At 72.6% G+C, this 20555-nt stretch carries 19 protein-coding genes; 2 read left to right on the top strand and 17 right to left on the bottom strand.

From position 1 onward, the window contains the following. Window positions 1-27: 27 nt before the first annotated feature. From R0146_RS01115 to R0146_RS01165, 11 genes are all read right to left on the bottom strand, one after another. Window positions 28-1410 (bottom strand): hypothetical protein, encoded by a 1383-nt coding sequence (locus R0146_RS01115; protein WP_317691032.1) that lies wholly within the window; start codon window positions 1408-1410, stop codon window positions 28-30. After that, the gene (locus tag R0146_RS01120; protein ID WP_317691033.1) at window positions 1407-1856 is read right to left on the bottom strand and encodes a hypothetical protein; all 450 of its coding nucleotides are present in this window, start codon (window positions 1854-1856) and stop codon (window positions 1407-1409) included. Before R0146_RS01120 ends, R0146_RS01115 begins: the two co-directional genes overlap by 4 nt. After that, window positions 1853-3718 (bottom strand): hypothetical protein, encoded by a 1866-nt coding sequence (locus R0146_RS01125; RefSeq protein ID WP_317691034.1) that lies wholly within the window; start codon window positions 3716-3718, stop codon window positions 1853-1855. Before R0146_RS01125 ends, R0146_RS01120 begins: the two co-directional genes overlap by 4 nt. Then, a complete protein-coding gene (locus tag R0146_RS01130) occupies window positions 3702-4310 on the bottom strand; it encodes a hypothetical protein (RefSeq protein ID WP_317691035.1) in 609 nt (202 codons plus the stop codon). The genes R0146_RS01125 and R0146_RS01130 overlap by 17 nt, the downstream gene beginning before the upstream one ends. After that, window positions 4307-4804: a hypothetical protein gene (locus R0146_RS01135; RefSeq protein WP_317691036.1), complete on the bottom strand. Its 498-nt coding sequence runs from the start codon at window positions 4802-4804 to the stop codon at window positions 4307-4309. The genes R0146_RS01130 and R0146_RS01135 overlap by 4 nt, the downstream gene beginning before the upstream one ends. Next, on the bottom strand, window positions 4801-6237 hold the full coding sequence (locus R0146_RS01140; protein WP_317691037.1) for a polymorphic toxin type 4 domain-containing protein: 1437 nt from the start codon (window positions 6235-6237) through the stop codon (window positions 4801-4803). Before R0146_RS01140 ends, R0146_RS01135 begins: the two co-directional genes overlap by 4 nt. Further along, window positions 6234-9155: a hypothetical protein gene (locus R0146_RS01145; protein ID WP_317691038.1), complete on the bottom strand. Its 2922-nt coding sequence runs from the start codon at window positions 9153-9155 to the stop codon at window positions 6234-6236. The genes R0146_RS01140 and R0146_RS01145 overlap by 4 nt, the downstream gene beginning before the upstream one ends. A gap of 48 nt (window positions 9156-9203) precedes the next feature. Beyond that, window positions 9204-9509 (bottom strand): hypothetical protein, encoded by a 306-nt coding sequence (locus R0146_RS01150; protein WP_317691039.1) that lies wholly within the window; start codon window positions 9507-9509, stop codon window positions 9204-9206. Between the two features lie 11 nt (window positions 9510-9520). Further along, on the bottom strand, window positions 9521-9961 hold the full coding sequence (locus R0146_RS01155; RefSeq protein ID WP_317691040.1) for a hypothetical protein: 441 nt from the start codon (window positions 9959-9961) through the stop codon (window positions 9521-9523). Window positions 9962-10030: 69 nt separating this feature from the next. Beyond that, window positions 10031-11227 carry a hypothetical protein gene (locus R0146_RS01160; protein ID WP_317691041.1) on the bottom strand — a complete coding sequence of 399 codons (1197 nt, stop codon included), beginning with the start codon at window positions 11225-11227 and terminating at the stop codon, window positions 10031-10033. Between the two features lie 19 nt (window positions 11228-11246). Further along, on the bottom strand, window positions 11247-12137 hold the full coding sequence (locus tag R0146_RS01165) for a hypothetical protein (RefSeq protein WP_317691042.1): 891 nt from the start codon (window positions 12135-12137) through the stop codon (window positions 11247-11249). A gap of 267 nt (window positions 12138-12404) precedes the next feature. On the opposite strand from R0146_RS01165, the gene R0146_RS01170 reads away from it, so the two are divergent. Next, window positions 12405-13574, top strand: a complete 1170-nt coding sequence (locus R0146_RS01170; protein ID WP_317691043.1) for an SPFH domain-containing protein — start codon at window positions 12405-12407, stop codon at window positions 13572-13574. A gap of 69 nt (window positions 13575-13643) precedes the next feature. Continuing rightward, the gene (locus R0146_RS01175) at window positions 13644-13808 is read left to right on the top strand and encodes a helix-turn-helix domain-containing protein (protein ID WP_317691044.1); all 165 of its coding nucleotides are present in this window, start codon (window positions 13644-13646) and stop codon (window positions 13806-13808) included. Window positions 13809-13836: 28 nt separating this feature from the next. On the opposite strand, the gene R0146_RS01180 is transcribed toward R0146_RS01175, so the two are convergent. From R0146_RS01180 to R0146_RS01205, 6 genes are all read right to left on the bottom strand, one after another. Further along, window positions 13837-13995 carry a hypothetical protein gene (locus tag R0146_RS01180; RefSeq protein ID WP_317691045.1) on the bottom strand — a complete coding sequence of 53 codons (159 nt, stop codon included), beginning with the start codon at window positions 13993-13995 and terminating at the stop codon, window positions 13837-13839. 674 nt (window positions 13996-14669) lie between these two features. Then, window positions 14670-15731 carry a tRNA (adenosine(37)-N6)-threonylcarbamoyltransferase complex transferase subunit TsaD gene (tsaD, locus tag R0146_RS01185; protein ID WP_317691046.1) on the bottom strand — a complete coding sequence of 354 codons (1062 nt, stop codon included), beginning with the start codon at window positions 15729-15731 and terminating at the stop codon, window positions 14670-14672. Then, window positions 15728-16258: a GNAT family N-acetyltransferase gene (locus R0146_RS01190; RefSeq protein ID WP_317691047.1), complete on the bottom strand. Its 531-nt coding sequence runs from the start codon at window positions 16256-16258 to the stop codon at window positions 15728-15730. Before R0146_RS01190 ends, tsaD begins: the two co-directional genes overlap by 4 nt. Further along, complete coding sequence (gene tsaB, locus R0146_RS01195) at window positions 16255-16947, bottom strand: tRNA (adenosine(37)-N6)-threonylcarbamoyltransferase complex dimerization subunit type 1 TsaB (protein WP_317691048.1); 693 nt, start codon at window positions 16945-16947, stop codon at window positions 16255-16257. The genes R0146_RS01190 and tsaB overlap by 4 nt, the downstream gene beginning before the upstream one ends. Continuing rightward, entirely contained in the window at window positions 16940-17917 is a 978-nt protein-coding gene (gene tsaE, locus R0146_RS01200; protein WP_317691049.1) for a tRNA (adenosine(37)-N6)-threonylcarbamoyltransferase complex ATPase subunit type 1 TsaE, read from the bottom strand. Before tsaE ends, tsaB begins: the two co-directional genes overlap by 8 nt. Before the next feature lie 196 nt (window positions 17918-18113). Beyond that, a complete protein-coding gene (locus tag R0146_RS01205; protein WP_317691050.1) occupies window positions 18114-20384 on the bottom strand; it encodes a DEAD/DEAH box helicase in 2271 nt (756 codons plus the stop codon). Window positions 20385-20555 lie beyond the last annotated feature (171 nt).

A 20555-nucleotide genomic window follows, 5' to 3' on the forward strand; every position in this document is an offset into this window, starting at 1 on the left:
CACCCATGTCAGTTCACCTCGGGCATGTCAGTTCACCTCGATGTCGGACAACGACGCGACCAGCACGGCGACCTCGGCCGGGCCGACGACGACGTCCTCACCGACCGCCAGCTGCTGAACCCCGTACGGGACGCCGTCGCCGAGGACGTCCTCGGTCAGCCGTGGCGGGTAGCGAAGCAGGTGCAGGTCGCGGGCGTCGGTGACGCCGGGTTCGTTCATCGCGGCCCAGATGATCTCGCTGTAGCGGACCGGCTCGCCGATCCGCAGCCGCCCGACGTAGCGGCGGACCCGGTCGACGATCCGGCCGACCAGCCCGGCCCGGCCGCCACCGTCGGACGGCGGCCCGTCGAGGCTGATCCGGACCCGGAAGCCGACCCCCACCTGCAGCGCCTGCTCGATCGACGGTGCGATCCCGATCGGCCGCACCTCGTCGACCGCCGCCCGCACCCGGTCCGCGAGCTGGCCGGGCCCGTCCCAGACGGCGGCCTCCTCGGGGGCGACCAGCACGGTGACGAAGTACGGATTGCCGAGGCTGCGCTGTTCGCTGAAGAGCCGCTCGGCGAAGGAGAAGTTGCCGTAGATCGACTGGTTGACGTCGAGTCCGCCGTAGAGGTCCTTGACGACGACCTGGCGGACCCCGGGCACCAGGGACACCGCGACGCGCAGGGCGTCCGGCGTCCAGAGGTTGCGCGGGTAGGCCAGCAGCAGGTCGCGGTAGTCCTCGTCGGACCAGGTGAGGTCACCGCCGGCCAGCGGCGCGGTGTGGGCGATCACCACCGTGCCCGCCGCGGCGAGGCCGGCCGCGGCGGCGACCCGGGCATCCGCCGGGTCGAACGCGTCCACCAGCCCGGGGGTCGCGCCGTCCACCACGGCGACCGGGTCCAGGTTCCCGGCCGGGCCGGGGTCGAACGCGGTCACCCCGGCGTCCGCCGTGGTGTGGGCGGCGTCGAGGCGTACGTCCTCGCGGAGGAAGACGATCGCGCCGCCGTGCGACCGCAGTCGGGCACCCAACGGGAGGGTGAGCTGGGGGACGTCGGCCGGCAGGTCACCGGTGAGCCGCAGCCGTACGGTGCCGGTGGCCCGGTGGAAGGGTCGGGGCAGGCCGAGCTCGGCACCAAGCCGGGACAGCGCCTCGCCACGGGCGGTGGCGACGAAGCTGTCGTCGTACATCAGGCCGAGATCGGTCCACAGCCGGGCGTCCTCGACGCTGGCCAGTTCGAGCAGGGTCCGCAGCACGCTGCCGGAGGTCAGGTCGATGTCGGTGCCGAACAGCGCGCGGGCCAGCGCGATCTTCTCGTCGAGGATGCGAGCGACCGGCTTGGGGACGAATCCCGCGCCGGTGACGCCGTGCTCGAGGCCGCTGGACGTGCTCCGCGCCAGCGCGTCGAGGTCGGCCGGGGTGTCGGTCATCCTTGATCCACCTCTCCCAGAGTCATCGGCAGTTCGCCCGCCGCGGTCCGTACGGTCGCCCGGACCTCCTGCCGTCGTGCCGCGTCGAGCGGCCCGAGAGTGACGTCGACGACGTCGGCCACCCGGTTGTCCGCGAGCAGGGTGCGGATCACCGCGACCCGCAGCAGTTGTTCGCGCAGCAGCGGCCCCAGGGCCAGCGACAGGACCCGCAGTCCGTCGAACCCGAAGCCGGTGTTGAACGGATCGCTGCCCAGCGGCGTCAGCAGCGCCACGGCGAGATCCTGGGCGAGATTGTCCGTCCCTTCGAGCAGCACCGGGCCCTCCCCCCACACCAGATCGAGGGCCGGCTCCCCCACCGCCGGCCGGCCGAGCGCGAGGCCGCGGCCGAGCAGGGCACGGGCCGCCACCGGGTCGGGCGGACCGGCGGTCGACGGATCCACGGTCATGATGTCCTCTTCTCGATCTCGACGCCCTGGGCGACGGACATCACGACCTTGCTCCCGCTGAGCCGGATCTCCTTGTCGGTGGCGATGGTGATGGTGCCGGTGCTGTCGATCGAGATCGACGCGTTGCCGGCGGCGGTGCGGACGGTGACCACCCCGGCGGGCGGATCGTCGGGGCGCTTGCCGACGGCCGGCATCAACGACTCCCCGACGGTGATCTCCAGACCGAGCACATTGATCACCCGGCCGCCGGCGGCGTTGACCAGGTCGCTGGCGACCGGTCCGGTCGGCGCCGGGGTCACGCCGGTGCCGGCGTCTGCGGGCATCACCTTCGTCGGCAGGGTGAGCCACCAGTCCCCCTGCCGGCTCTCCGGCTCGCTGCCCTCGGGCCACACGCAGCCGGCGACGACGGCGTTGCGGGAGTCCCCGTCGTGGTTGAGCTGCAGCACCCGGGTGCCGGGATAGTGCGGGACGACCAGCCCGGTGCCGCCGTACGCGAACGGGGTGAGGTAGGGCTTGTCGGCCAGGTGTGTCGCCGGGGTGTCCAGGGCGCCGCGGACGGCCAGGTTGGGTGGTGCGGCTTCGGCCAGTCCGTCGTCGAGGTCGAGGCGCTGCGCGTGTCGTTCGCCGCCGGGTTTCACCGCCTGGGCGGTCACCACGCCGGCGTCCACGGCGCGGCGGGACCTGGCCATCGTCCCGATCCGGGCGTCGATGGTCTCGGCGACCCGTTGGGCCTCGCCGAGCGGGGCCGGTGCGGCCGGTCCGCCGTCGACGCCCTCGACCCGCAGCTTCGTGGTGAAGCCGGTCGTACGAGCGAGGGTGTGGCTCAGTGCGACCACCCGGAAGTCCCGGGGCGGCACGGTGGCGGCCCCGCGGACGAGGTCGACGACGGGTGCGGCGAGGCTGCCGACGGCACCGAGGGCGCCGAGCGCCGGGACGCCTCCGGAGGGCTGTTTCGTCACCGTCCGGGGCAGCCGGATCGTCACCACGTCCCCGACCCGCAGGTCCGGGCGGCCGAGCAGCGACACGTCCCAGGCGTCGGCGGTCGAGGTGGCGAACGGGTCGTCCTTGGCCGGGTCGTCGTACTCGTACGGAGCCGGGGTGGCCTCCACCAGCCCGGCGGCGGCGTCGAGGGACCACGAGTGTCCCCCGGTGACGGACGGTGTCCAGGCGCCGAGGTGGAGCTCCCCGTCGCGGAGGAACAGTGGCACCCGGCCGTGCGGTGCGCCGTAGGCCGCGCGGGCCAACGCCTGCAGGACGTCGCCGACGCGGTCGGCGGCGCGCACCTCGGTGCGGCCCTCCAGGACCGGTTGGTGGCCCTCGGGGAAGACTCTGATCGGCGGAGTGAGGCCCTGGCAGATCGCGTCGACCCACTGGAAGACCGTCCCCTTGACCGGGAGCGTCGGGGCGCCCACCTGGGTCCGCTGCAGGCGGGCCCAGGTGGCGTCGACGCCACTGAACCGGGTCCGGTAGCGGACCTCCCCGGCGGTCCGGGTCAGCTCGGTGATCCGGCCGGTGAGCACGGTCACCAGACCGGACGTCCGGGCGCCGCCGAGACCCGTCGCGGCGAGCAGGTTCGCCCCCGCGGCGAGCAGGGACCCGGGCCGGTCGCGCCAGCCCAGGGCGATCGTCACCCGGCTGCACCGGCCCTTGAGGATGGTGTCGACGTCGGCCTGGCGCAGGCCGTCGACGGTGGCGCTGAAGGTCGGCGCCGCCCAGATGCCGGCGAAGCTGACCTCGAGGTCGGCGTCGTAGCCCGCCCGGTCCACCGCCACCGCGGGCGCGGACGTCGCGGCCTGCGGGTCATCGGGACGGAACTCGAGGCGCCACCCGGCGTCGAACCCGACGCTAGACGAGACGGCCATAGCAGTCCTCCGGGCTCATCGGGGCGGGACGGCCGGCCACCGCGCCGAGGCCGGCCCCGAGGGGTCGCCAGCCGACGCCGATCCTGGCCTCGGTCCGTCCGGCCGCGACGAGGCTTCCCGCCGCGACGGTCACCTCGTCGACCCACAGGTGGCCGCGCAGCCGCCCACCACCGGGCGCGTCGCTGACCGGCAGCGCCCGACCGGGCCGGGCCGGGTGGGCCGCCAGTACGATCCGGCCGGCGAGGACCAGGAGCACCACCCGCACCTCGGCCGGGGACAACGTCTCCCCCGGCGCCGCGGTGAGGGCGGCCAGCGCCGTGTCCGCGGCGACCGTCCGTACGTCCCGTACGTCGAGGCCCGGCGCGATGATGTCCGGTCCGGTGGCCGGCCGGACCGCCGACCGGCGGTCGAGGGCGTCGCGCGAGGACCAGACCACCCGGTCCGGCGGGGCGGACAGCGCTGCGGCCAGGTCGGGGGCGGTGGCGACGAGCACCACCCTCAGGTCATGGTCGGGGGCCGGCAGCGTCGCGGCCTGCGGCAGCCCGCCGTCGGGGTCCAGGGGCACCGCGATCCACCCCGTCGGCAGTGTCATGTCGCGAACTCCACGATCGACAGGGCTGCGGTGGCGCCGAGGTCGACCAGCGCGTCGACCGGTCCGGGCTGTGGGACGTGACGCAGCGTGATGCTCACCTCGAGGCAGTCCAGCCGCTGCGCGGCCGCGGTGAACGACAGCTCCGTCACCTGCATGTTGGTCCGGGTCACCAGGGTGCTCACCAGCGTCACCCCGGCGACCGCACCACCGGTCCAGGCGCCGAGCGACCCGCCGGTGCGGCTGGAGGCCGCGACGAGCTCCAGGTCCTTCTTCCAGAGCAGACGCTGCGGCCCGACCAGGAGGGCGGTCAGCGAGACGACGTCCGTCGAGGCGCTGGTGGACACCCGGAAGGCGGCGGGCCCGACCGGCGGCAGGGCGTACGACTCGCTCAGCGACATCCGGCTCACCGCGAACAGCGGGACGGCCAGGGGGAGGTCGACGAGCACCGCGGAGGGCAGGTGCCGGAACTCCTCGATGTACGAACGGTCGCTCATCGGGCACCTGCCAGCGGCACGGTGGGATCCCACAGACCGTCGAGGGTGCCGTGGTGATCGGCCGACCAGGTGCCGTCCGGGTGGACGGTGATGTCGAACACCACCGGCGGACGCCCCTCGCGCGGCACCCGGTACTGGACGGAGTCGAGGATGTCGACGATCTCGGTGGTCCCGTCCCGCAGCGGGACCGCCAGCCGTCGGCCCTTGGCCCGGACGATCAGCGGTACGTCGGCCCCGGCTCCGTGGGCGGCCCGCAGGATCTGCTCGAAGCCCTTGTTCTGGACGAGTTGGTTGACCCCCTCCGGGGCCAGCATGATCCCCTCGATGAGCTCCGACCCGAAGCCGGGCCCGATCAGGTGGGCGCGCTGCCAGCCCTCGACCAGACGGGCGAGTCGGACGGCCAGACCGGGTGGGGCGGTGCGCAGGGCGCGGATCTGACCTGGGGAGAGCAGCACCCGCTCCAGCCCTGCCCGGGCGACCGGCTCCCGCAGCGCCCCCTCGGCGAGCACGTCAAGATCGCTGAGCCGCAGTTCGTCGAGCAGCTGGGGACGCGGGAGATCGCGGACGAGGGTGGGGGCCGCCGCGAGCCGGGCCCGGACGGCGTCCGCCCGGGCGGCGACCGCGGCCGACGGCCCGACGCGTGGCGGGGCTCCGGGCGGGAGCGGCCGGCCGGGCAACACGTCCCCGGTGATCAGGGCATCGAAGTCGCCGGCGGCCCGGCGGAGTGCTTCGTTCGCCGCGGCGTACTCACGCTGCAGAGCGTTCGCCGCAGCCGCGGCGGCCTGGGCATCGGCCCGCGGGTCCCGGCGGAAGGCGGTCACGGCGTCCTCGAGGCGGCGCATCGCGGCGACCAGCTGCGGCTCGGCCGGGTTCGGCACGGCGTACGCCACCGATCGTTCGGGAAGCGTGTGCCCCGACCGCCAGGCCTCGAGCACCGCCTCGGAGAGCTGGACGATCTCCTCTCCCCGGCCGAGTGCCTTGGTCAACGAGCCGACCGGTGCCCGGCCCGGTGGCACCAGTGCCTCGTCGACCGCCCGGCCCAGCGACTCGTCGTGGGCCGCGATCCGCCGCTTCACCTCGTCCTCGAAGGTCATCAGGTCTTCCACGGCGTTGGCGATCGCCTTGAGGTCGGACTCGCGCAGGGCCCGATCGCGCAGCACGGCGGGGCCGGCGCCCACGCCGCGGCTGGTCTCCACGTCGGCGAGGATCCGGCCGATCGAGTGGTTGATCCGGTCGAGCGCGGCCTGGGTCCGCTGTTCGTGGGCCCGGGCGACGGAGAGCAGCACGATCTCGGCGATCTCGTCGATCGTGCGGCCACCGGCCCGGTCCCGGTAGAGGATCTCCAGGGCGCGCCGCAACCGGGTCATCACCGGGGCCTGCTCGCGGGCGAAGGCCTGCAGCCCGGGACGGAGGGCGTCGGCCGAGATGGTCATCGCGGGCCTCCTGTGACGGCGGCGGAGGCCAGCGGTCCGAGGGCGGCGTCGACCTCGGCGGCGGTCCCGTGCTCCTGTGCCTGCTGGCGGATCCACGGCACCAGCAGCGGGGTGATCACCTTCGGCAGCACCTCGTTCATCACGACGACGACGGTCGCCTCGTGCACGGCCTGCCGGACGGCCCGCTGGAGCGCCTCCTCGGTGAGGCCCTTGATCACCTGCTCGCGGACGGCTTCCGAGGCGAGCCGGACCACCGTCCGGGCGCCCTGTTTCTCGGCGATCCGCAGGGCCCCCAGGGCGCTGGAGGTGAGGGCGTGGGCGGCCTTGCCGATGGCGAACGCGTCGAAGACGGAGAAGGCGACCGAGATGGTGGCCATCAGCTGGGCGAGTTGCACGTCCTGCCAGTGCTGGAAGAGTTCGGGGTCCTCGAGCGCCCGGTAGAGGTCGGTCTGGCGCTGCGCCTCGAGCACGTCGTGGACGGCGAAGGCGATGCTCGCGGCGCCGGTGATCGCCGCCGCGGCGACCGCGCCCAGTGGTGCGCAGAACAGGCCGAGGACGATGATGCCGAAGGACGAGGCGATGGCGATGATCGCGTCCTCGTCCGCCTTGTGGTCGAGGGCCTGGTTCACCCCGGCGGCGTACAACCGGTCGCCGCGGACCTCGGGGGCGAGGTGCTCGTCGGCCAGCTGGTGGATGCCCTGCAGGGTGTAGCGCAGACCGCGCCAGTCCTTGCCGCCCTCCCGCTTGACGTACTGGGAGGCCTCGAGCGCGAAGTAGGCCCCGTCGTCCAGGTCGGAGGCCTTCTGGGTCATCCGGGCGTTCGCCGCCGACATCTCGGCCAGCAGGTCCCGCAGGTAGTGCTGCAGGAAGGCCTGGTCGCGTTCCATGCCCAGCACGAGCTGCTGCAGGTCGGGGATCTGGAAGAAGAGTGGATCGCTCTGGTTGAGCAGGCTGCGTCGCTGGTTGATCGTCTCGCGGAGCTGATCGGGGGTCCAGTCCCGCCCGTTGTGGACGGCCACCGTACGGCCGTCGCGGCGCTCGATCCGGTCATCACCGACGATCGCGAGGATCCGCTGCGGTGTGGAGTCGATCGGTGCCGGCAGGTACACCGGCGGTCCCTCGTCGACGACGATGACCTCCTGGGCCGCGAGCACCTCGCGGACGCTCCCGGAGCGCAGGTAGACCTTGCCGGCGTGCTGGATCGCGGCGAGCAGCACGGACGGCCACAGCACCACGTCGCCGAGGATCTCGAGCTTGGTGCCGAAGTCCTCGACGAGGACGTCGAAGTTGTGCTTCTGCTGGCGTGCGGCGATGCCGGAGGCGGAGCTTCGCAGCTGCTGGAGCATGACCGCCCGGCAGGTCTCGGCGAAGACATGTTCGTAGCCGTACCGCATCGCGTCCTGGATCTCGTTGAGGAAGCGTACGGCCCAGCCCGCGGCGTTCGGCGGGTCGCCGGGGTCGATCCGGACCAGCCGGGCGTTCGCCGGGTCGAGGTAGCTGGCCACGACGGCGTCGGCGAAGTCGCCCACCTCGCGGGCGATGCCGGCGAGCCGACGCAACCACATCAGCTCGGGAGTGGGATTGGGCTTCACCTCGACAAAGCCGTTGTTGCCGGTGGCGTCGGGACGTACGGTCACGTCGGACAGCACCGCCGAGACGATGCTCGCCGCCGCGAGGCCGCGGGCCCGACCGGCGACGGCCACCGCGCAGTGCAGCGCGAAGGCGCCGGCGAAGCCGCATTCAGGGATCGCCAGGGCGGCGGCGAGCGACCGGATCCGCCCGGTCAGATTGCGGGTGTCGACCAGGGCGGCGACATCGGGCTCGGCCAGGAACGGGACACACGGCAACTCGACGGCCGGTGCGGTCTCCGATCCCGGGAAGGATCGCTGGGTGCCGGTCGCCGAGCGCGGCGGCTCGGCGATGTCCAGTGCGGAGGGCTCCTCGTCGGGCGGCGGCGCCGGCTGGCTCGGATCCAGCTCGCTCGGGTCCGGCGTGCCGGCCTCGCCGGGCAGCGCGGTGTAACCGTAGGGGAATCTCTCCTTCCCGGGCTTGGCCGGTGGTTGCGGCTGCATCGCGAAGACGATCGGCAGGACGTCGCCGCCCGGCCAGAACCACTCCCCGACCGAGCTCCCCGACGTCGGGAAGGAGAAGCCCGGCCCACGCCCCGGCAGGGCGAAGACGTTGAAACTGCCGGTGTCCAGGGTCATCTGATACCGGTAGCGACCCGGCAGCGGGTCCCCGCTCGGGCCGACCGCTTCGACCCGGCTGAGGAACAGGTAGCGCAGGAAGGCGCCGCTGGTCGTCCGGATGAAGCCGTAGTAGCCCGGCAACTCGCGGTCCAGGGCCGACCGGCCGCCGTGCCGGTGGAGGTGCCACCGCCAGGCGATCCCCACCGCCTGCTCGACGGTGACCGCCACGTTCATCGCCGGCAGCCAGGGCTTCGTACGGTCCGCGTCGGTCTCCCGCAGCGGCACCTCGACCGTGCCGCCGTCGAAGGACGGGATCACGTACGTCGTGCCGTCGAGGCGGTGCCGGATCCGGAGCGGATCGAGCATCTCCGTCGTCGGTTCAGTGACCCGGACCTGGCCGGGTCGGCCGGCCACGGAGCGGAATCCGGCTCGGGCCGCACCGTCCCTGGCGCCGGCCGCGGCCGCCTCCTGCAACGGCAGCGACGTCTCCGGCCCGGCGCCGGTGGCCGGGCGGACCTCGACGGCGACCCCCGTCACGTCGTCGGGGCACAGCTCGAGCGCGGCAAGGGGGAAGCGTGCGCAGGCGGCGGCGACGGCGTCGGCCACCCGGCTCCGGACCTCCCCCACCGGCAGGTCGCCGGCAGCGTCGGGGCTCACCCGCACGGTGACCGGGACGCGCAGCCGGGTGCCGTGCCGACCACTCGGCCGACCTGTCGTCCGGTTCGCCATCGCCCTGTCTCCTTCCCGCTCGCTTCAGCCGTCGGTCCGTCGCCCGGGTCAGCCGGTGGTCCGGGCCGCGAGGGCCTCCCGGAGCCGGCGGAGGGCCAGTTCGGCTGCGGCCTCGGTGATCTCCTCGACCGTGGGGCCGATCTCGACGGTCACCGGGATCTCCAGGACGATCCCGTCGGCGGCCGGGCCGGGTCCGTTGCGGACCGTGGCGGCCCCCTCCCCGGACACCGTGATGGACTCGCCGCGGCGGAGGAACGCGAAGCCGCTGCGTTCGACGTAGCCGCCCGCCGGCTGTCCGAGGTCGTCCGGTCGCGCCGGGTCGTCCGCGCCGCGTCCCCACCGATCGCCGTCCATGTCACCGCACCTCAGGCCGTGAAGGTGGGCCGGGAGATGGTGTCGTTGTTGATCCCGGCGTGCCGGCTGATCCCGGAGAAGGTCGCGATCGGGGCGCCGCTGACGGTGGCGTTGGACGGGCTGGCGGAGGTGATCAGGCACTTGGTCAGGACAAGATTGGAGAAGTCCCACTCGTCGGCGCTGCCCGCCTGCTTGTAGAGGCCGATGGAGAACTCGGTGCCCTCCAGGGCGAGCTGGGTCAGCCTCGCCGCGGCACCGCCGATCGCCTTCACCGTCAGGGAGAAGGTGAAGCTGTCGGGGTTGGCGATCCAGCCGATGTGGGTCGCCTCGATCGAGTGGACGACCTCGGTGTTGAGCGAGAACGTCGGTGAGAACGAGTCGATCGGGGTCAGCGGGTGGCTGGTGTCGCCGTCCACGACGACGGCGAGCCGGGAGTTGGTCCAGGTGGCCATGACGGGTGCCTTTCGTACGGGAGGCCGGGTCGAGTCCTGCGGGCTCGCCGACGGCGTTGTCGGGAGGGATCAGGCGACCAGCGCGAGCCGGACGTCGAGGAAGTGCACCGAGCCGGCGTACGTCACCGTGACCAGCACCTCGACCGCGCGACTGGTACGGGTCTGGGTGAGGGTGGCGGCCGCGCCGGGCGACCGGTTGGCCTCCTCGGTCTCCAGGATCGGCAGCACCGGGATGTCGACGGTGTAGCCGTCGATCACCCGCCCGGACCGGAGCGGCTCGAGGATCGCGTCGAACCGGCTGCGCAGGCCCTCCATGCCGAGCCGGTCGATCCGGACATTGCCGATCGCGCCGATCAGCCCCGCCTTGAGCCGGTACTCGATGTCGTCGAGCACCCGGACGACGTCGACGTAGAGCCGGGACGGATCGGCCGGGTTGTAGCTGCGGCCGGAGCCGAGGAACAGTCCGTCGCCGGGGATGAACTCCGGATCGAGCAGCGGCAGCATGGCGACCTCGGCCAACTGGGTGACCTCGGTGCCGGTGAACTGACGGGCCAGCGGGATCACCAGCCCGTTGACCTGCTTGAGCAACACGCTGAGGTGCGGCTGATAGCCGGCGATGGTGCCCATCGTGGCGGCCGCGACGTCCTGGACCGGGATGCCGCCGTCGGTGGCGACCCGGGCAGCGGCGAGAATCATCCGGCCGTCGCTGTTCTTGAGTCCTCCGTACGCGGCGTCGGCGGCCTGTGCGAAGGTCTTGCCGGCGGGCACGGTGAGGTCCGGGTCGACCATCGCGACGCCCATCCGCTTGGCCCCGGCGTCGCTGGCATCCTCGATGTGGCCGCGCAGCAGCGCGAGGGTCGCCGGATCGGTGACCCGGGCCAGACAGACGAACTGGACCGGGGCGGTCGCGACCGAGGCGAGCGCCGCCGCCCAGTCGGGGTCCCCGCCCTCGTCATGGGTGGCGACCGCATAGATCCGGGACGGTCCGGGCCGTTGCAACAGCAGCTCGCGCACCGACCGGTAGAGCGGGCCGGCCTCGGTGCCCCCACCGGCGATCGCCCCGGTGGCCGGGTCGACGGTCGCGAAGAGCCGTCGGGCCTCGGCCTCGCCGCCGATCAGCACCGGGGTGTTCGGGGTGGCGGTGCCGAAGCCGCCCGCGGAACCGACCACGGCGACGTTGCCGAAGGCCCGGGTCGCGGTGGGTTGCAGACCGCTGGTGTCGATGGTGACCCGGATGTAGGGGTACTCGGCGGTCGGGATACTCATGGGGGACTCCTTCGGGTGATCAGATCGCGACCGGGACGATCCCGCCGAGTTGCAGGCGGGAGGTGAGCTCGGCCAGCCGGCTGGCCCGGCGGTCGGCGGCATTGGCCGGGTGCTGGCCGGCGGCCAGCGGGAGGTCTGCGTCGTCGAGGGCGGACAGCGGGAACAGCAGGAGCGCCGGACGGCTCTCCCGCGGCGTGGCCCCCTGCGGGGCCGGAACCGGGTCGACGAGCGTGTCGAGGCCGTCCCGGGCGGTGCTGACCGCGGTGACCCCGGCCAGCAGCCCGGCGGCCAGGTCCTCGACGATCTGCGCGACCACGGTGAGCCGGTAGGTGGTCTCGACCGGGGCTCCGGTGGCGTCGCTCACCAGCGTCAGCACCACCCGACCGGCGTCGTGGGTCGGGCCGAACATCGCCCGCAGGTCATCGAGGTCGGTGACGCCGCGGCGCCGCAGCACCTCGACCAGGGCGTCGCGAGGGGTCGAGCCGACGTGGGTCTGGATCGCGTCGATCGCTGCATCGACGTCGGCCGCGGCCGCGACCCGGTCCCCCAGACCACGGAGCGGTTCGACCTCGGCCTCGGTCACCTCGGTGTGGACGCCGCGGGTCGCCGCGGTGACGTCGATCCGGAGGACGGCGTGGACGACCGGGGCGGCGGTCGGCCGCCAGGAGCCGGTCGCCTGCCATTCCGCGCCGCCGCCGAGCGGCCGGACGGCGACGGAGACCGGGACGTCGCGGCCGAGGGCGGGGGCCAGCGCGAGCAGGCGAGCGGAGACCGCGGTGGCGTCCCCGACCACCAGATCCTCGAAGACGAAGGCGGCATCGAGCAGCGCCCGCCCGGTCGCCATCGGCAGCATGGCGGCGAGCTCGGCGGGGTCCAGAAACCGCAGCAGGGTGCGGTCGCCGAAGTTCACGACGGCTCCCCCGCCGTGGCCGCGGGCCCGTCAGGCCGGCCTGTCCTCCCCATGAGCCTGACCGTACGTGGCCCGCGTCACACCGCCGTCACGGCGGCGTCACCGCCGGCCGTCACCGGCGCAGAGCGGCCCTGGCGACGCGGGCGACGCCCGACAACGGGTGCCCGCCGGACGCCCCGCAGCCGGACCGGCCCTGTCGTCGCGTACGGTTGGCCCCGACCCCCCTTGTGTGATCCCTGTGAGATCGCCGCGACCGGAAAGGCCCACGTGTTCCAGATCCTGTTCATCATCGTCGTGGTGCTGGTGGTGGGCGGCCTGCTGTTCGGCGGCCTGCGCACCAGCATCTTCTTCACCGTCCACACCCAGGAGAACGTGCTGGTCGAGCGGTTCGGCAAGTTCCAGAAGGTCGCTTCCCCGGGGCTGAACACGAAGATCCCGTTCATCGAGACCACGACGAAGCCGATCTCGTTACGGGTCCGCCAGCTCGAGGTCAACATCGAGACCAAGACCAAGGACAACGTCTTCGTGACGATCCCGGTCGCCGTGCAGTACGTCATCGACCAGCACGCCGTCGTCGACGCCTACTACAAGCTCTCCGACCCGGAGGACCAGATCCGGTCGTACGTCTTCGACACCGTACGGTCCGCACTGTCCGGGCTCACCCTGGACACCGCGTTCGAGTCGAAGGACGACATCGCCACCACCGTCGAGCAGCGGCTGTCCCAGTCGATGGCCGAGTACGGCTTCCGGATCGTCAATACGCTGGTCACCGACATCTCGCCGGACCCGCGGGTGCGCGACTCGATGAACTCGATCAACGCCGCCCAGCGCGAGCGCGACGCGGCCCAGTCACTGGCCGAGGCCGACAAGATCAAGCGGGTCACCCAGGCGCAGGCCGAGGCCGAGTCCAAGCGGCTGCAGGGTGAGGGCGTCGCCGCCCAGCGCAAGGCGATCGCGATGGGCATCGCCGAACAGTACGAGATGCTGCGCAAGGCGGGCATCGAGGGCACCGCCGAGCAGCTGCTGCTGATGACCCAGTACTTCGACACGCTGCAGGACGTCGCCCGGAACGGCCGCTCGAACGTGCTGTTGCTGCCGTCCAACCCGGGGGCTCTCGGGGACCTGTCGCAGGAGATCCGCACCTCGCTGCTGACCGGCTACGAGTCCGAGCACGCCCGCCGCGAGGGGGATGCCCGCAGCCAGCAGGAGGCCGCCCAGCGTCATGCCGCCGAGCAGCGCGCCGCCGCCCAGCTGGCCCAGCAGGAGGCCGCCTACCAGGCCCGCGCCGCGGCCGCCGGGCACCCGGGCGCGGTGTCCGAACACGCCCAGCAGACCGCCGAGGAGCTCGCCGCCCGCGCCGAGCAGCTGGCCGGCCGGCTGCCGCAGCGTCTGCAGGATCAGGTCAACCAGTTCCTGCAGCAGCGCGACGACAAGTAGTCCTCCACTGGTCGCCACAGGGGTCCCCGGGTCTGCACCCGGGGACCCCTGTGTTCTGGAATCGCGCCCATGGAAATCCGTGACGTCACCCTCGGAGAACGTATCGCCGAAGGCCGAGGACGCCGAGGGCTCACCCAGGAGCGCCTCGCGTATGCCGCGGACCTGAGCCACACCGCCATCGCGAAGATCTGCACGAGCGAGAAGCTCTCGTGCAAATCAGGAGCGAAAAGCTGAATGACTCAAGGCAATTCGGTCCCATTGTCTAGTTCGATACTGCCAGAATGATGTCTATCAATGCCGCACCAACCGCCACCAGTGCACCCACCACGAGTGCAGATCGTTTCTTGGTTCGCGCGGCGAAGAACATGAGCCCCGCAGCGATCAGCATTGCAACTGCAGGGACCAAGTACGCCCACTTCACGGATGCCTCCTCATGACATCTAGCAGATGTTCGCTGCGATCCAGTTGTAAAGGGCTGAGTAGACGGTGGCGATCCCAGCCATGACCGCCAAGTCGGCGGCTGAGATGGCGACGCCGGCGATTACGACGCCCTCGGGGCACGCCACAGCGAGAAACGCAAGGGCAGCACAGGCCACATCATGCACCGCCGCGGTCACCTCAGCCGCGTTTGGGCTCGGCGCTGATACCCGCAGCCAAAGACAAGGAAGCGGCGGAGGCGACCGCGAGGCGTGACAACATGATGATTCCTTTCCGGGATCGGAATGGCGCATCCCGGGAGGGGGGCTACGGTTGAAACCCTACTCTTATGAAGATCTCAGCACCTCACACTTTCGAATACTTTCTGATCATGTCCCCTATGACCTGGAACCACCAGCACTACCGATCCCGTGTCAGCGGGATGTACTCCGGCTCTACGAGCGGGAGCTGATCTCTGAAGACCGAGCTCTCGAGTTCCTCCACTGCGCGTTTTCGGCGGAGGATCTCCCTCCGCTTCCGCCCGGCCGTGCCTCGGAGATCTGGCAGCTGACCTCGTGAGCGGCCGTGCCTCGGAAATCTGGCAGGTGACCTCGTGAGCGACCGTGCCGAGAACGGCCTCGTCTTCGATACCGCCAGAACGACCTGTTCTGACCCCGCTCAGGCCGCGGGCGCCACGTACGTCCGGTCGACCGGCATCCCGGAGTCGGCGCCGAGCAGGATCGGTGAGGGCAGGGCGCCGGCCGCGACCAGTTGGGCGCCGAGCACGGCGATCATCGCGCCGTTGTCGGTGCACAGGCCCGGACGGGGGCGGCGCAGGGTGATGCCGACGGCGGCCGTACGTTCCTCCAGCAGTCCGCGCAGCCGGGAGTTCGCCGCGACACCGCCGCCGAGCAGCAGTGTCTCGGCGCCGAAGTGCTGGCAGGCGTCGACGGCCTTGGCGGTGATCACGTCAGCGACGGCCTCCTGGAAGGAGGCGGCCACGTCGTTGACCGGAATCTCGCGCCCGGCGAGTTGCTCGGTCTCGACCCACCGGGAGACGGCCGTCTTGAGACCGGAGAAGGAGAAGTCGAAGCGGTGCTTCTCCAGGTCGTGCTTGGCGGTCAGACCGCGCGGGAAGCGGATCGCCCGCGGATCGCCCTGCTGGGCAGCCTTGTCGATCACCGGGCCACCCGGGTAGGGCAGGCCGAGCACCCGGGCCACCTTGTCGTACGCCTCGCCGGCGGCGTCGTCGATGGTGGTGCCGACCTCGGCCAGGTCGTCGACCAGGCTGCCGACCCGCAACAGTGAGGTGTGGCCGCCGGAGACGAGCAGCGCCATCGTCGGGCTGCTCGGGTCGAGCGGGCCGTGTTCGAGCAGGTCGACGGCGACGTGGCCGACCAGGTGGTTCACCCCGTAGAGCGGTTTGTCCCAGGCCAGCGAGAGGGCCTTGGCGGCCGCGATCCCGACGGTCAGCGCACCCATCAGGCCGGGCCCGGCGGTGACGGCGATCCCGTCGAGGTCCGCCGGCGCCACCCCGGCCGCGGCGAAGGCCCGGTCGAGCGCCGGGACGATCGCTTGCAGGTGTGCCCGGGAGGCGACCTCGGGGACCACGCCGCCGAAACGTACGTGTTGCTCGACGGAGCTGGCCACCTCGTTGGCGAGCAGTTCGGTGCCGCGGACGATGCCGACACCGGTCTCGTCGCAGGACGACTCGATGCCGAGGACGAGTGGTCCGGTCATGCGTTCTTTCCCTCCAGAGCGGGACCGGCGGGTCCCTCGAGCGGTGGCAGCGTGGTCTCGACGCGGGCGCTCATCACGAGCGCGTCGGCGCCGGGACCGTAGTAGGCGGGCCGGGTGTGCAGGGTGGTGAAGCCGCAGCCCCGGTAGAGCGCGAGGGCCGGCGCGTTGTCGTGGCGGACCTCGAGCAGCACCTGGCCGATGCCGCGGGTGCGCAGGTGGTGCAGGCCGGCCTGCACCAGGCCACGGCCGACCCGGCGGCCCCGGGCGGACGGCGCCACGACGACCCGCATCAGGTCCGCGGTGTCGGGGCCGACGAGGAAGGTGATCACGCCGAGCAGCCGGTCCGCGGTGGGCAGGGCCGGGTCGTCGGATGCCCCCGGCTCGACCGCGACCAGGACGATCCGGTCGCCGCCCTCCAGCTCACCGCGCCAGGAGGTCTCGCTCCACTGCTCCCGCGGCGGGAAGCCGGACCGCTCCAACGCCAGGACGCCCGGCAGGTCGGTCGCCCTCGCCCGCCGCAGGATCATGCCCGCCCGATCGTCAGGCGCTTGTGGCTGACCAGGGCGGACTTGCGGGTGGTCGGGGCGACGGCGTCGGGGCGGCGCAGATAGAGCGGCTGGTCGCCGGCTGACGGCAGGCGCAGCCCGACCGCGGCGAGCAGGCGGGGATCGATGGCGCGGGGGCCCGCATCGGGCCGACCGTGGTGCACCGCCGGATAGAGGTCGGCGCCGGGCCCGATGACGGGCAGTTCGGGCAGGGCGGCCGGGGCGCTCACCTGCGGTTCCCCGGTCCGGGTGCCGTCGGCGGCGTAACGGGCCCAGTAGAGCTCCTTGCGGCGGGCGTCCGAGGCGACCAGGAAGTCACCGGTCGGCGCCTCACGGGCGTGTTCGTACGCCACGACGTCGAGGCTGCACACCCCGTGCACGGACAGGCTCCCGGCCCAGGCGAGGGTCTCGGCGGTCGCGATGCCGACCCGCAGTCCGGTGAACGGGCCGGGCCCCAGGCCCACCACGATGTCGGTCACGTCCGCGAGCGAGGCACCGGCCTCCGCCAGCGCCTCGCGGATCCAGGCGGTGAGGTGCTCGACGTGGGCGCGCCGGTCGGGGTCGCGCCGGGTGGCGAGCACGGTGTCGCCGGACGCGACGCCGACACACATGTCGGTCGAGGTGTCGATCGCCAGGACCAGCGGGGTGCCGGTCGGCGTCGGGTCAGTCATGGATCAGGCCTCCGGTGGGAGCGACGGCTTGGATCTGGCGGTGCAGCTGCTCCCAGCGCTCGCCCTCGCCGCGGAAGAACACGAAACGGGTCTCGTCGGCCGGATCGTCGGACCGCTCGATGGACAGCAGCAGGCGGTCATCGCTGAGCTGCTCGGCGAGCCCTTCGCCCCACTCGACCAGGGTGACGGCGTCGCCGGCGGTCTCGTCGAGGTCGATGTCGTCCAGTTCGGCGGCATCGCCCAGCCGATAGGCGTCGACGTGGACGAGGGCCGGCCCGCTCGCCGTGCTGCGGTGCACCCGGGAGAGGACGAAGGTCGGTGAGACGATCGGGCCCTCGACGCCGAGTCCGGCGCCGAGTCCCTGGGCGAAGGTGGTCTTGCCGGCGCCCAGCTCGCCCTTGGCGATGATCAGGTCGCCGGGCCGTACGACCCGGGCCACCCAGTGTCCCAGCCGGGCCATGTCCTCGGCGGTCGGCACCTCGAAGGCCACCGGGAGCTCCCGCCCGACCCGGAGCAGATGGTCGCCGCGGGACAGCACGTCATAGCCGAGCCGACGCCACCAGGCCAACAGTTCGGGGAACTCGACCCGTACGCCGAGCTCGGCGTAGGTGCATCCGCGCAGCGAGGACAGCTCCTCGGCCAGTTCGATCATCGCCGTGGCGATGCCGTGGTGCTGGAAGTCCGGGTGGACGCTGACCCGGTGCCATTGCGCCACCGCGGCGGGCTGCTCGGTCGAGGCGTCCACCTCGAGACCCACCAGCACCGCTCCGGCCGGCCGGCCATCGACCCTCGCGATGATCCCGAACCCGTCGCGCAGCGCCTTGGCGACGGACGATTCCGTCTCCGACAGGCCTGCCGGTGGCGGGCCCGCGGCCCGGCGGGCGCCGAACGCCGCATGGATGACGTCGACCAGTGCAGGGGCGTCCGACTCCGCGGCAAGGGCGAGGTCGAGCTGGGGCTCAGCACTCATGGGTGACTCCTCTCGGTGCTCCGGGCGTCGTGACGCCGGGCACGATGCCGGTCGATCGCCGCGCCGCCCGACGGCGTGCCGGGCGACCGACCAACCATGCTAGTCGCGGCGACGACAGCCGCCAGGGAAGGCTCCCTGGCGGCTCGTCGCGACCGTGCGCCCCGTGCGCCCCGTGCGCTCCGGGCACTCCGGGCACTCAGTCCCGTCGCCGCCCACGGTCACCGTACGACCGGCGTCCGCCACCGTAGCGGCGGCCACCCCGGCGTTGCGGCTGCTTGGGCGCGATCAGCTCCTCGTACGCCGCGTCCTCGATCGGCTCGGCGGAGGGCTTGCGGGCGCCGGTGGCGCGGTAGAGCCACTCCTCGTCGGGGGCGGCCTCCTGCGCCTTGACCTGGACACCGGCCTGCTGGGCCAGCCGCGTCATGGAGCGGCGCTGGTGCGGCAGGATCAGGGTGACCACGACACCGTCGGTGCCGGCGCGGGCAGTCCGGCCGGCCCGGTGGGTGTAGTCGCGGGGGTCGGCCGGCGGATCGACCTGGAGGACCAGGCCGACGTCGTCGACGTGGATGCCACGGGCGGCCACGTCGGTGGCCACCAGGACCGGCACGGTGCCCTCCTTGAAGGCGCCCATCACTCGGGCGCGGGCGCCCTGGGTGAGCCCGCCGTGCAGCGCGCCGGCCATCACGCCGGCCTCGCGCAGCTGGCCGGCGATCCGGTCGGCCCCCTTCTGGGTGCGGGCGAAGACGATCGTGCGGCCGGTGCGGTTGGCGAGCTCGGCGGTGACGGTCGCCTTGTGCTCGGGCTTCACCAGGACGAGGTGGTGCTCCATCGTCGTGACGGTCGCCTGGGCGGAGTCGACCTCGTGGACGGTGGGGTCGTGCATGTAGCGCTTGACCAGTCCGTCGACACCCTTGTCCAGGGTGGCCGAGAACAGCAGCCGCTGTCCGTCGGTCGGGGTCTCGTCGAGGATCCGGGTGACTTCGGGCAGGAAGCCCATGTCGGCCATCTCGTCGGCCTCGTCGAGCACGGAGACCCGGATCTCGGACAGGTCCGCGGCCCCCTGCTCGATCAGGTCGATCAGCCGGCCGGGGGTGGCGACGATGACGTCGACCCCGCGGGAGAGGGCGCGGCGCTGCGGCTCGTACGACATGCCGCCGGCGACCAGCAGGGAGCGCATGCCCACTGCCCGGGCCAGCGGGGAAAGCACATCGGCCACCTGCATCGCGAGTTCGCGGGTCGGCTCGAGGATGACCGCCTGGGGCCGGCGAGCGGTGCCGTCCGGCTCGACGGTCTCCTGGAGCCGGGTGAGCAGCGGCAGAGTGAAGCCGAGCGTCTTTCCCGAGCCGGTGCGGCCACGGCCGAGGACGTCCCGGCCGGCCATCGCGTCGGGGATGGACGCCTTCTGGATCGGGAAGGGATCGGTGATGCCCTTGCCGGCGAGCACCGCGACGAGCGCGGCGGGGACGCCGAGCTGGGCGAAGCCGTTGGCGCCGGTCACCGCCGAGGTGTCGACCTCGACGTCCTCGGCCTCGTGCCACTCCATGGTGTCCAGCGGCGCGGCGGCATCCTCGTGGTCGTGGTCGTGGTCGTGGTGGGCGTGGCGACGATCGTCACGGAAGCGATCGTCGCGGAAGCGGTCGTCACGGCGGTGGTCGTCACGGTAACGCTCGGAACGTCGGTCGTCGCGGTGACCGTCGGTGCGGCGGTCGTCGCCATAGCGGTCGTGTCCCTGGCCGCCGCGACGGTCGTCACGACGGTCCTCGAAGCGACGCTCGGATCGGCCCCGGCGCGGAGAGGCGTCGTCGCCCCAGCGCTCGCCGTCGACCTCGACGTCCCGGCCCCAGGCCGAGGTGCGCGGCCGGTTCTCCCGGAAGGAACTGCCGCCCCGGGCGCGTCGGTCGTCACGACCGTACGATTTGCCGCCGCGGTCACGACCGCGGTCGTCCTGACGGCGCTCGTACGATCCGCCCTCGCGGGACTGCGCGGAGCCGCTGCGGTCGCGACGCTCGGCCGCGGCACGACGACGATCCTCGCCGTACGAGCGGCCGTCACCGTTGTAGGCCGCGGGACCACGGTCGCCGCGATCGCGTCGGGGGCCCCGGTCGTTGCCGCGGTCGCGGTCATAGCCACGGTCGTACGAGCGGTCACGGTCGTCACCACGCGACTGCGGACGGGCGTCCCGGTCGTACGATCCGCGACGGTCGGAACGCTCGGGGCGCTCAGAACGCTCCCGCCGGTCGTCGCGGCGGTCCTCCCAGCGGTCGCCGCGGTCGCGGCGCGGGGCATCGCCGAAGTCACGACGCGGGGCATCGCCGTAGTCGCGGCGCGGCGAATCGTCGCGCTGGCCACCACGGTGACGCGGCCCGTGGCCACGGGCGGCCCGCTCGTCGGCGGTCCACCGCTTCTTGGGGGTGCCGTCGGCCTTGTGGCTCTTGGGTTTGCGGCTGGAAGAACCGCCGGAGGACATGGAAGGGCGCGCGTTGTAGGGCACGGTGATGACTCGTTTCTGGACCTTGGGTCCTGGCCTGATAGGCGCGTCATCATGATCGACGGTCGCCCGCTTCCAGCGGACTATCCTGCTGGTGCGGGAGCGGAAGACGTGCCCATGCGCCCGACATTGGGCGTCTGCGTTCCGGAC

The sequence above is a fragment of the Raineyella sp. LH-20 genome, assembly GCF_033110965.1.
In the GTDB taxonomy this organism is placed as follows: Bacteria; Actinomycetota; Actinomycetes; order Propionibacteriales; family Propionibacteriaceae; genus Raineyella.